This is a genomic window from Amycolatopsis sp. NPDC114505 (assembly GCF_055633615.1).
On the sequence record NZ_JBVKDV010000003.1, the window covers coordinates 315,761 to 331,575 of the forward strand.

The window sequence follows — 15,815 nt, forward strand, 5'->3', positions numbered from 1 at the left end:
TCTGCCGTGCCGTCCGAGGTCCACCGCCGTGCGTTCTTGCAGTTGATGGCCCTGGCCGGGGCGGGGTCCGCCGCCCTGCCCGGCCTCGCCGAGGCCGGGACCGGGTTCCCGTTGGTGTCGCGGGGAAAGGCCGCGACGATCGTGGTGGGGTCCGGTGATCTGCCGGGGGTCCGGCGGGTCGCGGGCGACCTGGCCGCCGACGTCGAGCGCGTCACCGGCATCCGTCCCGTCGTCGCCGAGGTGGCTCCCGCCGACGGGCCGGTGGTGCTGATCGGCACGCTCGGCCACAGCCCGCTCGTCGACTCGCTGGTCGCGGCCGGCCGGCTCGACGTCCGCGGCATCGCCGGGAAGTGGGAGACGTCGCTCAGCCAGGTCGTCGACGGACGGCTGGTGCTCACCGGCAGCGACCAGCGGGGCGTGATCTACGGCGTCTACGAGGTCTCGCGGCGCATCGGCGTCTCGCCCTGGTACTGGTGGGCCGACGTCCCGCCCGCCCGGAAGACGGAGCTGCACCTGCCGGGCGAGCGGTTCAGCCTGGGCACACCGCACGTGAAGTACCGCGGGTTCTTCATCAACGACGAGAACCCCGCGCTCGGCACCTGGGCCCCGGCGTACTTCGGGCCGGGTCTCGCTCCGGGCTATCCGGGCGGCTTCAACCACCTCTTCTTCGCCAAGGTCTTCGAGACGATGCTGCGGCTGCGGGCCAACTACCTGTGGCCGGCGGTGTGGGGCCGCGCGTTCGCCGAGGACGACCCGCTCAACCACGCGACCGCCAAGGAGTACGGCGTCGTGATGGGCACCTCGCACGAGGCGCCGATGATGCGCGGGATCGAGGAGTGGAACCGGCACGCGACACCCGGGCACGACCCGTACGGCGGCACCGGCGAGTGGAGCTTCCGCCGCAACGGCGAAGCGATCAAGGCCTACTGGACCGAGGGCATCCGCCGGATGGCGCGCGAGGGGTTCGAAGGCGTCGTCACGCTGGGCATGCGCGGAAACGGCGACGTCAGCCTCCCCGACGGCGACGGCATCGAGCTGATGCGCGAGATCATCGCCGCCGAGCGGGAGATCCTGGCACGCGAGCTGAGCACGGACGTCCCGCAGGTGTGGACGCTGTACAAGGAGGTCCTGCGGTACTGGGCGCAGGGCCTGCGCCCGCCCGACGACGTCATCGTGGTCTTCACCGACGACAACTGGGGCAACATCCGCAAGCACCCGGACCTCTCCCTGCCGCCGCACCCAGGCGGGTACGGGCTGTACTACCACTTCGACTACGTCGGCGGCGGCCGCAACTACAAGTGGGTCGACACGGCGCTGATCGCGAACACGTGGGAGCAGCTGCACCAGGCTTCGTCGTACGGGAACGACCGGCTGTGGGTCGCGAACGTCGGCGACATGAAGGGCAACGAGCTGCCCCTGCAGTTCTTCCTCGACTACGCGTGGGACCCGGCGGCACTGCCGGCCTCGCGACTGTCCACATGGGAGCGTGAGTTCGCGGCGGAGAACTTCGGTTCGGCTCTGGCGTCGGACATCGCCGGAGTGCTGCACGACTACGGGCGGCTGCAGTCCCGGCGCAAGCCCGAGCTGCTGAACCGGCGCATCACGCTCCAGCCGGACGGCACCATCGTCTACGACGACCAGGCGACGCCGTTCAGCCTGGTCAACTACGGCGAGCTGGACCGGGTCACCGACGAATGGCAGGCGCTGGCGACGCGGACGTCCCGCATCTCGGCGCGGCTGCCTTCCGGTTATCGGGACGCGTTCTACGAACTGGTCGGGTACGAGGTCACGGCGTCGGCGAACCTCTACGCACTGCGGCGCGCGGAGTTCACGAACCTGCTCTACGCGGCCCAGGGGCGGGCTTCGGCGAACGGGCTGGCGGCCGTCACCGAGGCCCGGTTCGCCGACGACCTCGCGCTGGCGGAGAAGTACAACACCGGGATCGCGGGCGGCAAGTGGAACGGGTTCCAGACCCAGCCGCACATCGACTACGGCGACGTCGCCCGCTACGGCCCGAACGCGCCCTGGCAGCAGCCGGAGCTGAACAACGTCGCGCTGCCGGACGTCATCTTCCCGGCGGTGCGACGGCTTTCGCTGCCGGCCGAGGCTTCGCTGGGGGTCGCCGTCGACGGGGCGTCGGAGGCGTGGCCGGGTGCCGCGGGACGTCCGGTGCTGCCGGAGTTCAGCCCGTACCAGAGCGCGCCGGCGCAGTACATCGACGTGTTCAACCGCGGCCGGACGCCGTTCCGGTGCACGGTTTCCGCCGGTGCGCCGTGGGTGCGGGTCGAGCCGCGCGGCGGCCGGGTGGGGGAGGAGCTGCGGATGACGGTGCGGATCGACTGGAGCCGGGCGCCCCGAGGCGCGACGACCGTGCCGATCACGGTGTCGGGCGCGGGGGAGTCGGTGGTGGTGGACGCGGTGGTGCGCAACCCGTCGGCGCCGCCGTTGTGGCGACGCGGGTTCGTCGAGGCCGGCGGGTACGTGTCGATGGAGGCCGAGCACTGCAGCGCGAACGTCGGTGCGCCGGACGCGTCGTGGCGCATGGTCCCGGACTTGGGGATGACGCCGTTCCCGGTGACGGCGGCGAGCCGGGCGGTGGGCGCGGGGCCGCGGCTGGAGTACCGGATGACGCTGTTCACGGCCGGCCCGGTGACGGTGTGGGCCCACTTGTCCCCGCGCAGCAACGTGTTGCCGGGCGACGGGCTGAGGTACGCGGTGTCGTTCGACGACGCGGCACCACAGGTCGTGAACATCACGCGCGCGACGGGTGCGGATGACATGACGATGAACCGCCAGTGGGAGCGGACGACGTCGGACAACGTGAACCTGACCTCGACGCGCCACGTGGTGGAGGCGGCCGGGCCGCACGTGCTGAAGGTGTGGATGGTCGACCCGGCGGTGGTGGTCCGGAAACTGGTGGTCGACACGGGCGGGCTGAGGCCGAGTTACCTGGGACCGCCGGAGAGCATGCGGTGGCCGGGATGAGCGCGACGGTCAGGCGGTCGGCGTGGCTGCTCCCGGCGACGAGGGGTTCGCGGCCGGGCTTGGTCCGTGGGGGAGCGCGGGTGGCCGAGCCGGGCCGGGTTGTCCTGCGAGTGGGACGTGGGCGGGGCCGCGGACGCGCGCGAGCGGCTGAGCGTGGCCGATTTGCCTGGGGTGGCCGAGGTGCGTTGGGCCGCGGATGCGCGCGTGAGCCTCGCCGAGGGGCCGCGGACGTGCGCGTGAGCCTCGCCGAGTTGTCTTGGCTGGCAGAGGCGCGCAGCGCCGCGAACACGCGCGAAGGGCTGCCCGTCGCCGGGTTGTTCTTGGCAGCGGACGTGCACCGGGGCGGGGTCCTCGCGGTGACAAGGCAGTCCGGCTCGCAACCCTGCCGAGCGGGCGCGCCCGTCTTCCACTCTACCGGTGGGCACCGACAGTTCCGGCGCCCGAAAGCCCATCGGCGCCCAGTTATCCCCGGCCGGCCGAGACCACCTCATGCGCCGGCGCGGCCGTACTGTGCCGGACCACCAGACTCGTCGCCAGCTCGAGCCGGTGGCTCTCGGGGTGCGTCCCCCTCGCCAGCGAAATCGCCAGCCTTGCCCCCGCGGCCGCCATCTCCTGCAGCGGCTGGCGGATCGTCGTCAGCTCGGGCGTCAGCCAGCGGGCCACCGGGAGGTCGTCGAAGCCGATCACGCTCAGGTCGTCCGGGATGCGCAACCCCGCGTCGCGGGCTGCCTCGTACACCCCCAGTGCCTGCAGGTCGCTGCCCGCGAACACCGCTGTCGGGCGGTCGGGGAGGGTCAGCAATGATGCCAGCTCGCGGTAGCCGGAGCGGACGTGGAAGTCGCCGCGGCGGACCAGGGCCGGGTCGAAGGCCAGACCCGCCGTCTCCAGGGCCGTGCGGTAGCCGTCGATGCGGGCTCGGCTGCACAGCACTCCGTCCGGGCCGCCGATCATCGCGATCCGGCGGTGCCCCAGCTCCACCAGGTGGCGGGTCGCGGTCAGGCCGCCCTGCCAGTTCGTGGCCCCGATCGAGGGCGTCTCCGGGCCCGGCGCGCCGGCCGGGTCGACCACGACCAGCGGGATGTCGCGGGCGCGCAGCTTCGCCAGCTGCCCGCCGGTGAAATCCGAACACACCGAAACGATGCCCACCGGCCGCCGCGCCAGGACGCTTTCCAGCCAGCTCTGCCCCGGCGTGTGGCGGCCCGACGATTCCGCGAGCACGACCGCCATTCCGTTTTCGCGGGCGACGCACTCGACCCCGCGGATTATTTCGAGCGCCCACGTGCTTTCGAGTTCGTGGAACATCAGTTCCAGCAGTCGCGAACGGCGGGACCGTTCGTCGGCGCGACGGCGGTAACCGTATTTGCCGATGACCGCTTCCACTCGGGCGCGGGTGCTTTCGGCGACGTCGGGACGGCCGTTGAGCACCTTCGAAACAGTCGGGACGGAAACGCCGGTCTCGGCGGCGATCCGGGCGATGGTGACCCGGGGGTCGGCAGTCTCGGGATCATCTGACTTCGTTGTCATGAAGGAGATTCTAGGTCATCGAAACCCGAATTGACACTCCTCGAAACTTTCGGAAAACGGAGGAAAACAGATGCTGAGAAGTATTCCTATTAAACGCGCTCTGGTGACGGTCGCGGTCGTCGCGGGCATTGCCGTGTGGCAGGCCCCCGCGGCTTCGGCCGCCGTTCCGCTGAAAGACATCACGCACCGCTACGTCGGCAGCGCGGTGGCGGCGGCGTACCTGGCGGACGAAAACGATTACCGGGCCGTCCTCACCCGTGAATTCGACAACGTGACGCCCGAGAACGAGATGAAATGGGGCACGGTCGAAGCCGTGCGCGGGCAGTACGACTGGTCGGGCGCCGACGCGATCGTCCGGTACGCGCAAACGCACCACAAGACCGTCCGCGGCCACACGCTCGTCTGGCACTCCCAGTTGCCGGACTGGGTGGCCGCGCTGCCCGCCGACGAGCTGAGACGCGTCCTGCGCGACCACATCACCACCGAAGTCAAGCGGTACAAGGGAAAGATTCGCGCCTGGGACGTCGTCAACGAGCTGTTCAACGAGGACGGCACGCGGCGCGACACGGTCTTCCGGCAGAAGCTCGGCGACGGGTTCGTCGCGGATGTGTTCCGCTGGGCGCACGCGGCCGACCCGTCGGCGACGCTCTACATCAACGACTACAACATCGAAGGCCGCAACCCGAAGAGCGACGCGGTGTACGACCTGGTGAAGACGCTCAAGCGACAGGGCGTCCCGATCGGCGGCGTCGGGGTCCAGGCGCACCTGTCGATCCAGTACGGCTTCCCGGGGGAGTACCGCGAGAACCTGACGCGGCTGACGAAGCTCGGCGTGGACGTCGCCATCACCGAAGCCGACGTCCGGATTCCGACCCCGCCGGACGCGGCGAAGCTCGACACACAGGCGAGCTACTTCGACCGGCTGTGGGACGGCTGCCAGGCGGTCCGGCGGTGCGTGGAGTTCACGACTTGGGGCTTCACGGACCGGCACTCCTGGGTCCCGGACGTCTTCCCGGGCGAGGGGGCGGCCTGCCTGTTCGACGAGAACCTCCGGCCGAAGCCGGCGTACCTGCGCATCAACCCCTGATCGGGACCGGGCGTAGGCCGCGGGCGGCGAGGGCCGCGAGGATCCGGGGTACCGCTTCGACCGTCGCCGGGCGGCCTTCGTGCATCAGGACGACGCCGCCCGGCTCGGCTCGCGACGCCGCGGCCTCGACCTCGTCCGCCGGGGCGCCCGCCCAGTCGCGGGTGTCGACGGTCCAGAGCACCTCGGTGAGCTCGTGTTCGGCGGCGGTCGTCCGGACGGCGTCGTCCGTGTCGCCGTAGGGCGGCCGGAACAGCGCCGGGCGCAGTCCGGTCAGCGTGACCAGGAGGTCCTGCGTCCGCCGGATCTCCTGGTCACGGGCCTCGGCGGACAGCCCGGTGAGGGGTGGGTGCGTCCAGGTGTGGTTGCCGATCGTGTGCCCCGCCGCGGCGATCGCCCGGACCAGGTCCGGGTGCGCCGCGGCGTGCTCGCCCCACAGGAAGAACGTGGCCCGCACCCCGCCGAGCGCGGCCAGCAGCGCCGGCGTCGTCGCGGGGTACGGGCCGTCGTCGAAGGTCAGCGCCACGGTGTCCATCCGGCGACGGTCACCCGGTACGGCCGCGGGGGCAAGGACTTTCGGCGTGCTTTCGTCAGCGGGCGAGGGCCGCCAGCCGCTTCGCGGTCGGCCAGCGGACGTTCCACGCCCAGCCGAGCTTCTCGAACGCCCAGATCACCCGGGCGGAGATGTCGATCTGGCCGCGCTGCGCACCGTGGCGGGCCGACGTCGGGTCCGCGTGGTGGGTGTTGTGCCACGACTCGCCCATCGACAGGATCGCCAGCGGCCAGAAGTTCGCCGAGCGGTCGCGGCTGGCGAACGGGCGCTCGCCGATCATGTGGCAGACCGAGTTCACCGACCACGTCACGTGGTGCTGGAACGAGATCCGCGCCAGGCCGGCCCAGAGGAACGCGGTCAGCGCGCCCCACCACGACAGCGTGATCAGGCCGCCGAGCAGCGGCGGCAGCAGCAGGCTCAGCACGATCCACAGCGGGAAGAGCCGGTCGACGACGCGCATGTCGCGGTCGGCCGCCAGGTCGGGGGCGAACCGGTCGATGTTGGTCTTGTCACGCCCGAAGAGCCAGCCCATGTGGGCGTGCCAGAAGCCGCGGGCCAGCGCCGCCGGGGACGTGCCGAACAGCCACGGCGAGTGCGGGTCGCCCTCGCGGTCGGAGAACGCGTGGTGACGGCGGTGGTCGGCGACCCAGCCGATCACCGGGCCCTGCGCCGCGAGGCCGCCGGCGACGGCCAGCGCGATCCGCAGCGCCCGCTTGGCGCGGAACGCGCCGTGGGTGAAGTAGCGGTGGTAGCCGACGGTGATGCCGAGCGTCGAGACGACGAAGAACGCGCCGCCGATGGTGAGGTCGAGCCAGCTGACGCCCCAGCCCCAGAACACCGGGACGGCCGCGGCGAGCGCGAGGAAGGGGACCAGCAGGAACGTGCGGATGGTGATCAGCTCGGCCACGGTCTGACGGCCGGAGAGCACCGGTTTCGCGGGGGGACGGGGAGCCTTCACGGAGGCTGTCATGCACTACTCGTTTCGGGGGTCGGCACGCGCGGAGCGAAGCTCACGCGCGGGAGGCCGGGGAGCGGGAACACCCGGCGGTCAGCGGTCTGCGGTGGGCCGGGCGTCACGCCGCTCCTGTCGGCGATCGGCCCGGTGCTGACCCGCGGTGTCGCCGCGGGCCGGGGCTCCGCCACCCGGAAGGGCGGTCGGCTGGCCAAGGTCGGGAGGGAAACCGGCGGGGCACCGGCGTCCGAGGGCTCTCGACCCTTCACATGTTACCGGACCGTTGTAAACCCGCAGTGTGGCCGACCACGAGAAAGGCCCCCGCCCCCCGGAGGGGGCGAGGGCCTTCGGTGCCTCGTGGCTCAGATAACGCTGACGCGCTGGGCCTGGGGGCCCTTCTGGCCCTGGCCGATTTCGAACTCCACGCGCTGACCCTCGTCGAGCGACTTGAAGCCGCTGCCCTGGATCTCGGAGTAGTGGACGAACACGTCCGGACCCCCGCCGTCCTGCGCGATGAAGCCGAAGCCCTTTTCACCGTTGAACCACTTGACACTGCCCTGAGCCATACCCATACCTACTCTTTTTTAGTGAGCCTGGGTGTCCCGTTCGGACACCCGGTCTCGGGACCATCCTCCCATTGACGGTCCGGACTGGCCAGCCCCGGTGGTCAAACTCCCCAATCGGGGCGCAGCGGCATCCTCATGCCGCCCTCGCTGTCGGTCCGCACCCCGAGAATCTGGTGCAGTTCGATCTCGCGGCGCTCGAACGCCAGGCGGCAAGCGGCCAGGTAGAGGGCCCAAACGCGGCTCCGGCCGGCCCCCGCTTCGGCGACCGCCTCGTCCCAGTGCTCGTCGAGGTTCGCGCACCACCCGGCCAGCGTCAGTGCGTAGTGCTCACGGAGGTTTTCCGAATGCCGGACCTCCAGGCCGGCGTCGTGCATGGCCGTGACGAGCTCGCCGGGCGCCTCGAGCTCACCATCCGGGAAGACGTAGCGGTCGATGAACCCGCGCGAGCGGTGGGCGACGCTGCCGTCCGGGTTGGTGATGCAGTGGTTGAGCAGGCGCCCGTGCGGCTTGAGCTTGGCCGCGAGGAACCGGAAGTAGCCGGGCACGTTGCGGGCGCCGATGTGCTCGGTCAGGCCGATCGACGAGATCGCGTCGAACCCGGTCTCGGTGACGTCCCGGTAGTCGAGGTGGCGGATCTCGGCGCGGTCGGCCAGGCCGAGGGAGACGATGTTCTTCTGCGCCCACTGGGCCTGCTCGCGCGAGAGCGTGACGCCGAGCGCCTCGACGCCGTAGTGCCGGACGGCGTGCGCGACCATCCCGCCCCAGCCGCAGCCGACGTCGAGCAGCTTCATCCCGGGTTCGAGGCCGAGCTTGCGGCAGACCAGGTCGAACTTGTGCTCCTGCGCCTGCTCCAGCGAGGCGCCGGCCTCCGGGTACACCGCGCAGGTGTAGGCCATCGACGGGCCGAGGACCAGCTCGTAGAACCGGTTGGACACGTCGTAGTGGCTGGCGATGGCCTCGCTGTCGCGGCTCTTCGAGTGCCGCAGTGCGGTCATCCCGCGCCGGATCCGGCTCGGGTGCTCCTCGGCGGGCGGCTTGACGACCCGCAGGTGGCGGGGGCCGAGCTTGCGCAGCAGCCACAGCCGGTCGGCCGGGGTGAGCTGGTCGACCTGGGCCGAGAGCGCGTGCAGCGCCGTGTAGAGGTCGCCGGTGACGTCGAGCGCGCCCGCGACGTACGCGCGGGCGAGGCCGAGGTCGCCGGGGGAGGACATGAGGTAGTCCAGCGCCAGCGGCGAACGGACCTGGATCGCGACCGGCGCGTCGGCCGGGCCGCTGCTGCTGCCGTCGTAGGCGGTGATCGAGACGGTCGCGCGGGGGCCGAGCAGACGCTCGAAGACCTCGCCGACCGGGGTGCTTGCCTGGGTCACGTTCTTTCCTTTCACCGGCGGCGGACACATTTCTCGTAGAGGCCGAGCAGCCGCTCGTCCGGGTCGTAGGTCCGCTTGAGCTCCCGGTAGGTGTCACCGTTGTAGAGCCGCCAGAACTCGTCTTCGGCGTAGAAGCTGTCCGAATAGAGCGACTTGTGCCCGCCCAGCCGGGTGACCTCGGCTTCGATCATCCGGTTGTGCACGCCGTCGCGCTCACCGGGGTCGAGCGGCACGGCCGACCAGAACCCGAAGTTGACGTAGAGCGCCTCGGGGTCCAGCTCGTAGAGCGGCCAGCGCACGCCGCCCGGGCGCTGCCGGAGCGGGCAGACCCACACCGGGCTGATCGGGATCTCCCGCTCGAAGAACTCGAGGAACTCCGCGGCGCGGCCGACCGGCACCTCGATGTCCTGCACGATCGTCTCTTCCGGCGGCATCCGCCGGAGCTTGAGCAGCCGCTCGGCGATCTTGAACCGGCGCTCGAGCGCCACGACCTTCCAGTAGACCGACGACCGCAGGAGCCGGCGGCCGAGCAGCAGCCGCGGCAGCCGGTGCTGGACGCCGAACGCGCGGGAGCACCAGAACCAGTCGGTGTCCCAGCGCCAGAGGTAGTCGCGGACGGTGAGGTGGTCGGTCTCCCGCTGCCGGATCGAGCGGTAGTAGATGTCCAGCCAGGTGTAGTCGCTGGTCGCGGGCGCCGTGTCGGCGAAGCTGGCCAGGGTCAGGTACAGCTCGTCCGGGCCGAACACCGTGCCGTCGACGAAGTCGTGCTCGCCGCTGTCACAGGCCTCGGTGAGGGCGCGGAAGTAGGTGTCCCGGTCGCGGTAGCGGACGTGGCGGAGCTCGACGAACGGCTTCACCGGCTCGAGGACGATCTTCAGGCGCAGCGCGTAGCCGAGGGTGCCGTAGGAGTTGGGGAAGCCGCGGAAGAGGGCCGCGTGCTCGTTGTCCGGCGTGGCGACGACGATCCCGCCGTCCCCGGTGAGCACTTCGAGCTCCAGCACCGACTCGTGCGGCATGCCGTTGCGGAACGACGAGGACTCGATGCCGAGCCCGGTGACGGCGCCGCCGAGGGTGATGGTCTTGAGCTGCGGGACGACCAGGGGCATCAGGCCGTGCGGCAGCGTCGCGTCGACGAGCTGCTCGTAGGTGACCATCCCTTCGACGTCGGCGGTCCGGGCCTCGGGGTCGACGCGCAGCACGTGGGAGAAGCCCGAAACGTCCAGTCCGGGGTGTTTCGCGGCGGCCCGGGAGCGGAACAGGTTGGACGTCCGCTTGGCGAGCCGGATGGTCGCGCCGTCACCCATGGCGGTGAGCTGCCGCCGCAGGGCGTCGACGCGGGCTTCGTGCTCGGGGAAAGCCGGGCCCGGACGGGCTTCCGGTACCCCGGCCTGATCGATGGTCACCTCTCGATCCTGCCTCACGGCGAAGGCGGGCGCACCGTCGTCGGGCCGCCACTTCCGGCACACTGGTCGGACGAGATGGGGGGCGAACGGGTGCTGACAGCGGAAACCGTGGTGGACCGGGCGATACCTCGTGAACCGCGGATCTCCCCGGACGGCCGGTGGGTCGTGTACGTCACGGCCCGGGTCGGCCGGGTGGGGGAGTACCCGGTGAGCGGGTTGTGGCTCGCGCCGGCAGACGGCAGTGAGCCGGCCCTGGAGATCGCGGGCGGCGAGGCCGGGCACCGGGCACCGCGGTGGGCGGCGGACTCGGGTTCGGTGTACTTCCTGTCGGACCGGGACGACCGCGGAACGTCGCAGCTGTACCGGATCGGCCTCGCCGGCGGCGCCCCCGAGCGGCTGACGGACCGGCCCGCGGGCATCAGCGGGCACGTCCCGCTGCCGGACGCCGTGGTGCTGATCGCGCCGGACCCGGACGAGCGTGGGGCCGATCCCCGGGTGCGGACCGTCCGGCCGGGCGGGGAGCGGCGGACCTGGGGCACCCGAGCCCGCCCCGACCGCCTCTGGCTGCTCGACCTCGCGACGTCCATCATCCGGCCGCTGGGCGACCTCGGCGACCGGCACGTCTGTGAAGTCGCCGTCCGGCCGGACGGCGCGAGCCTCGCCGTCTTGACCTGGTCCTGTGCCGATCGTGAGCCAGGGGTCTTCGAACCCGGCCTCCACCTCGTCGACCCAAGCACCGGCGAAACCCGCGACCTCGGCACCCCCGCCCTCGAAGCGTCCTCACCGGCCTGGTGGCACGACGCCACCGGCTGGCACCTCGCGCACCTCGGCCTGACCCCGCCCGGCCCGGTCGGCGGCACCGCCGTCTTCGCGGACGGCGCCAACCTCACCGAAGGCATGACGATCTGCCCGGCCGAACTCGTCCAGGTCGACGACGGCCCACCCCTCGTCCTGTTCGCCGAAGGCCTGGACACGACCATCCGCCGCCTCGGCCCCGCTTTCCCGCGGATCGCCGAAGTCCAGGGCGCGTCCCTCACCGCGAGTAGTGACGGCCGGACCATCGCCCTGGTGAAGAGCACCGCCACCGAGCCCGAGGACGTCTACGCCGGCACACCGCACGACCTGCGACGTCTCAGCTTCACCGCCCCGGACGGAACCTGGGGCACCCAGCACCGGCTGGACTACCGAGCCCCGGACGGCCTTGACCTCGACGGGCTCCTGGTCCTCCCGCCGGGCAAAACCAAGACCGACGGCCCCTTCCCCCTGGTCACCCTCGTGCACGGCGGCCCCCACGACCGGTACGCCGACCGCTTCCACCTCGGCTGGTACCCCTCGGGCCAGTGGCTCGCCGCCGCCGGTTTCGCGGTCTTCCTCCCGAACGCCCGAGGCGGCCTGGGCCACGGTCACGCCTTCGCGGCCAGCGTCGCGGGGGACGCCGGCGGCGCGGAGTTCACCGACGTCCTCGCCGGCATCGACCTGCTCGTGCGGGACGGCATCGCCGACGAGAGCCGGCTCGGGATCGGCGGCTGGAGCCACGGCGGCTTCTTCGCCGCCTGGGCCGTGACGCAGACCGACCGCTTCGCCGCGGCCCTGGTCGGCGCGGGCGTGATCGACTGGCCGGTGCTCGCGGCCACCGGCGAGCACACGCGGTTCGAAGCCGCGCTGGGCGGCGTGGACAACAGCCCCATCACCCACGCCGAGAAGATCCGCACACCCGTGCTCATCCTGCACGGCGAGGGCGACACCAACGTCCCGCTGTCGCAGGCGGAGCTCCTGCACCGCGCCCTCGCCGGCAAACACCACGAGTACGTCGTCTATCCGCGTGAGAACCACTCGATCCGCGAACGCGACCACCAGATCGACGTCCTGCACCGCACGCGCGCGTGGTTCTCAGACCTGCTCGCCTAGCTTGAACTCCGCTTCCCCGGCGCCGAAGGAGAACCCGTCCGCGCCGACGGTGACGTCGGCTTCGCGTGGCTCGGCCCGGGCGACGACCTCCCGCACCGCGCCGTCGAGGTCCAGCACCACCGACGCGTCGGTGTACCAGCTCGGCACCACCGGGTTGCCCCACCAGTCGCGGCGCTGGTTGTCGTGCACGTCCCAGGTGATCACCGGGTTGTCCGGGTCACCGGTGTAGTAGTCGTGCGTGTAGATCTCGACGCGGTGCCCGTCGGGATCCCGGACGTAGAGGTAGAACGCGTTCGACACGCCGTGCCGGCCCGGGCCGCGTTCGATCATGCCCGGCTTGCGCAGCGCGCCCAGGTGGTCGCAGATGTGCAGGATCTGGTGCCGTTCGTGCGACGCGAACGCGATGTGGTGCAGTCGCGGGCCGTCGCCGCCGGTCAGGGCGACGTCGTGGACCGTCGGCTTGCGGAACATCCAGGCCGCGTACACCGTGCCTTCGTCGTCCTGGATGTCCTCGGACACGCGGAAACCCAGGCCCTCGTAGTACTTCCGGGCCGCGGGGACGTCCGGGGTGTCCAGGTTGAAGTGGTCCAGCCGCGACAGCGCGCCGGCGCCGTGGACGTCGTAGCGCTGCGTGAACCGCTCGACGTGCTCGGCCTCGTGGAAGAACTCCACCGGGAACCCGAGCGGGTCGACGACGCGCACCGCCTCGCCGATCCCGCGCGTCGCCCCCGCCGCCCGGCGCTCGACCCGGCAGCCGAGCGCACGGTAGTACTCCTCGGCCAAGGCGAGGTCGGCGGCGCTCCGCACGCGGTAGGCGAGCACGGCCAGCGCGGGCGTGGATCCCTTGCGCAGCACCAGGGAATGGTGGAGGTACTCCTCGAAGGCCCGCAGGTACAGCGCGCCGGAATCCTCGTGCGTGACCACGAGCCCGAGCACGTCGACGTAGAACGCGCGGGACGCCGCCAGGTCGGTGACGACGAGCTCGGCGTACGCGCAGCGCAGGATGTCCGGCGGGGTCATGACTGTCCTTTCGGGACGCTGCCGAACCGGGCGGTGTGCACCGGCCCGAGCGAGACGTGGATCGCCTGCTGGTGGGTGTAGAAGTCGAGCGAGCGGTAGCCGCCTTCGTGGCCGAGCCCGGACGCCTTGACCCCGCCGAACGGCGTCCGCAGATCGCGGACGTTGTGCGAGTTCAGCCAGACCATCCCGGCTTCGACCGACTGCGCGAAGGTGTGCGCGCGCCGCAGGTCCGACGTCCACAGGTAGGCGGCCAGGCCGTACTTGACGTCGTTGGCCAGCGCCAGCGCCTCTTCTTCGGTGTCGAACGGGGTCAGCGCGACCACCGGCCCGAAGATCTCCTCCTGGAAGATCCGCGCGGACGACGGCACGTCGGCGAACACCGTCGGCGCCATGTAGTTACCACCGTCCAAACCGGATGGTCGGCCGCCGCCCGCGAGCAGCCGGCCTTCCGACTTGCCCAGCTCGACGTACCGCATCACCTTCTCGTAGTGCTCGGGGTGCACGAGCGCGCCGACCTCGGTGGCCGGGTCGTGCGGGTCCCCGACGACGATGTTCGCCGCCCGCGCGGCGTACCGCGCGCAGAACTCGTCGTAGATCGGCCGCTCGACGAGGATCCGGCTGCCCGCGGTGCAGCGCTCGCCGTTGAGGGAGAAGACGCCGAACAACGTCGAGTCGAGCGCGGCGTCGAGGTCGGCGTCGGCGAACACGATCGCCGGGGACTTGCCGCCCAGCTCCATCGACATGCCCTTGAGCCCGGCCGCGCAGTTGCGGTAGATCGTCTGCCCGGTCGTGGTCTCGCCGGTGAACGAGATCAGCGGGACGTCCGGGTGCTTGACCAGCGCGTCGCCTGCCTCCTCGCCGAAGCCGTTGACCAGGTTGAACACGCCGTCGGGCAGCCCGGCGCCGGCGAAGATCGCGGCCCACAGGCTCGCCGACAGCGGCGTGAACTCGGCCGGCTTGAGCACCACCGTGCACCCCGAGGCCAGCGCCGGCGCGAGCTTCCAGCTCTCCAGCATGAACGGCGTGTTCCACGGCGTGATCAGCCCGGCGACCCCGACCGGCTTGCGGTGCACGTAGTTCACCTGCCGCCCGGGCACCTGGTAGGTGTCGTCGGCCTGCGCGACGACGAGGTCGGCGAAGAACCGGAAGTTCTCGGCGGCGCGCTGGGCCTGCCCCAGGGCCTGGGTGATCGGCAGGCCGGTGTCGAACGTCTCCAGCTCGGCCAGCCGCCGGTCCTGGGCCTCGACGGCGTCGGCGATCTTGTTCAGCACCCGCGCGCGGGCCCGTGGCAGCATCCGTGGCCACGGCCCGTCGGTGAACGCCCGCCGGGCCGCCGCGACCGCCCGGTCGACGTCCTCGGCCTGGCCCGCGGCCGCGGTCACGTACGGGGAGTTCGACACCGGGTCGAGCACGTCGAACGTCTTGCCCGACACACTGTCGACGAGCTCGCCGCCGATGTAGTGCTTCAGCTCGCCCGGCAGTCCTTCCGGGACGTAGTGGGTCATGCTTTCCCTTTCACGGTGAAGCCTTCGGCCGGCGTCAGGTACTTCTCGCCTTCGGCCATGAAGTTCCGGATGCGGGCGAGACCGGCTTCGGTCGGCGTGATCAGCGGCGGCCGCACGTGGCCCGACGCGATCAGCCCGCGTTGCTCCAGCACCCACTTCCCGGGGGCCGGGTTGGTCTCGACGAACAGCAGGTCGACCAGCGGGTGCAGGCCGTAGTGGATCTCGCGGGCGCGTTCGTGATCACCCGACTGCCACGCGGTGTACATCTCGGCGCAGGCGGCCGGCGCGATGTTGGCCGTCGCGCTGACGAACCCGGCGCCGCCGAGCGCCAGCAGCGGCAGGCAGAGCAGCTCGATCCCGGACCACACGAGCAGCTCGCGGCCGCACAGGTGCAGCACCCGGGAGAAGTGCTCGAAGTCCTTCGTCGTCTCCTTGATCCCGACGAAGTTGTCGCACGAGCGGAACAGCCGGGCGACCGTCTCCGGCGCGAGGTCGACCGCGGTCCGGCTCGGCACGTTGTACGCGACGATCGGCAGGTCCGGGAACTCCCGGCAGACCGTGCGGTACCAGACGAACAGCGCGTCCTGCGTGGGCCGTGCGTAGTACGGCGTGATGACGAGTGCCGCGTCGATCCCCGCGTCGCGCGCGGCGGCGGTGAGTTCGAGCGTCTCGTCGAGCTTCGCCGAGCCGGTGCCGGGGATGAACGGGACGCGGTCGCCGACCTCCGCGGCCACCGTGCGGATCGCTGCGGCGCGCTCGGCGATCGTCTGCGACCCCGGTTCGCCGGTGGAGCCGCCGATCGAGATGCCGTGGGTGCCCGAGGCGAGCTGCCAGCGCACCAGGTTCTTCAGGCCGTCGTGGTCCACGGCGCCGTCGACGGTGAACGGCGTCATCAGCGGCGCGATCGACCCGCGGATGGCCTGGGGGTCGGAGCGGAAGCGCATGGGT

General features: G+C 71.4%; 12 protein-coding genes. 3 read left to right on the forward strand and 9 right to left on the reverse strand.

The features are described 5' to 3' along the window. Positions 1-6 precede the first annotated feature (6 nt). The gene (locus tag ACZ7OU_RS30765) at positions 7-2,985 is read left to right on the forward strand and encodes a glycosyl hydrolase 115 family protein (RefSeq protein ID WP_470257887.1); all 2,979 of its coding nucleotides are present in this window, start codon (positions 7-9) and stop codon (positions 2,983-2,985) included. Between the two features lie 462 nt (positions 2,986-3,447). Here the strand turns inward: ACZ7OU_RS30765 and ACZ7OU_RS30770 are convergent, their stop codons facing one another. After that, positions 3,448-4,509, reverse strand: a complete 1,062-nt coding sequence (locus ACZ7OU_RS30770) for a LacI family DNA-binding transcriptional regulator (protein WP_470257888.1) — start codon at positions 4,507-4,509, stop codon at positions 3,448-3,450. Between the two features lie 103 nt (positions 4,510-4,612). Between ACZ7OU_RS30770 and ACZ7OU_RS30775 the strand changes: the two genes are divergently transcribed. Then, positions 4,613-5,596, forward strand: coding sequence for an endo-1,4-beta-xylanase (locus tag ACZ7OU_RS30775; protein WP_470243929.1), 984 nt, complete (start codon positions 4,613-4,615; stop codon positions 5,594-5,596). Here ACZ7OU_RS30775 and ACZ7OU_RS30780 read toward each other — a convergent pair. The 5 genes from ACZ7OU_RS30780 to ACZ7OU_RS30800 all read right to left on the reverse strand — a co-directional run bounded on the left by ACZ7OU_RS30780 (position 5,586) and on the right by ACZ7OU_RS30800 (position 10,434). Then, entirely contained in the window at positions 5,586-6,128 is a 543-nt protein-coding gene (locus ACZ7OU_RS30780; protein ID WP_470257889.1) for a polysaccharide deacetylase family protein, read from the reverse strand. The two genes, ACZ7OU_RS30775 and ACZ7OU_RS30780, sit on opposite strands and share 11 nt — an antisense overlap. A 55-nt stretch (positions 6,129-6,183) precedes the next feature. Continuing rightward, the gene (locus ACZ7OU_RS30785; protein WP_470243931.1) at positions 6,184-7,116 is read right to left on the reverse strand and encodes an acyl-CoA desaturase; all 933 of its coding nucleotides are present in this window, start codon (positions 7,114-7,116) and stop codon (positions 6,184-6,186) included. 344 nt (positions 7,117-7,460) lie between these two features. Then, positions 7,461-7,664: a cold-shock protein gene (locus ACZ7OU_RS30790; RefSeq protein ID WP_004558414.1), complete on the reverse strand. Its 204-nt coding sequence runs from the start codon at positions 7,662-7,664 to the stop codon at positions 7,461-7,463. A 101-nt stretch (positions 7,665-7,765) separates the two neighbouring features. Continuing rightward, a complete protein-coding gene (locus ACZ7OU_RS30795) occupies positions 7,766-9,061 on the reverse strand; it encodes a class I SAM-dependent methyltransferase (RefSeq protein WP_470257890.1) in 1,296 nt (431 codons plus the stop codon). After that, the gene (locus ACZ7OU_RS30800) at positions 9,043-10,434 is read right to left on the reverse strand and encodes an FAD-binding oxidoreductase (RefSeq protein ID WP_470257891.1); all 1,392 of its coding nucleotides are present in this window, start codon (positions 10,432-10,434) and stop codon (positions 9,043-9,045) included. The genes ACZ7OU_RS30795 and ACZ7OU_RS30800 overlap by 19 nt, the downstream gene beginning before the upstream one ends. Before the next feature lie 90 nt (positions 10,435-10,524). Here ACZ7OU_RS30800 and ACZ7OU_RS30805 point away from each other — a divergent pair, with 90 nt between their 5' ends. Beyond that, positions 10,525-12,342, forward strand: coding sequence for a S9 family peptidase (locus ACZ7OU_RS30805; protein ID WP_470257892.1), 1,818 nt, complete (start codon positions 10,525-10,527; stop codon positions 12,340-12,342). On the opposite strand, the gene hpaD is transcribed toward ACZ7OU_RS30805, so the two are convergent. The 3 genes from hpaD to dapA are packed head-to-tail and all read right to left on the reverse strand — an operon-like array spanning position 12,325 to position 15,811. Then, the gene (gene hpaD / locus ACZ7OU_RS30810; protein ID WP_470243935.1) at positions 12,325-13,362 is read right to left on the reverse strand and encodes a 3,4-dihydroxyphenylacetate 2,3-dioxygenase; all 1,038 of its coding nucleotides are present in this window, start codon (positions 13,360-13,362) and stop codon (positions 12,325-12,327) included. The two genes, ACZ7OU_RS30805 and hpaD, sit on opposite strands and share 18 nt — an antisense overlap. Then, positions 13,359-14,867: a 5-carboxymethyl-2-hydroxymuconate semialdehyde dehydrogenase gene (hpaE, locus tag ACZ7OU_RS30815; RefSeq protein ID WP_470257893.1), complete on the reverse strand. Its 1,509-nt coding sequence runs from the start codon at positions 14,865-14,867 to the stop codon at positions 13,359-13,361. Before hpaE ends, hpaD begins: the two co-directional genes overlap by 4 nt. Beyond that, a complete protein-coding gene (gene dapA, locus ACZ7OU_RS30820; protein WP_470257894.1) occupies positions 14,864-15,811 on the reverse strand; it encodes a 4-hydroxy-tetrahydrodipicolinate synthase in 948 nt (315 codons plus the stop codon). Before dapA ends, hpaE begins: the two co-directional genes overlap by 4 nt. Positions 15,812-15,815: the final 4 nt, after the last annotated feature.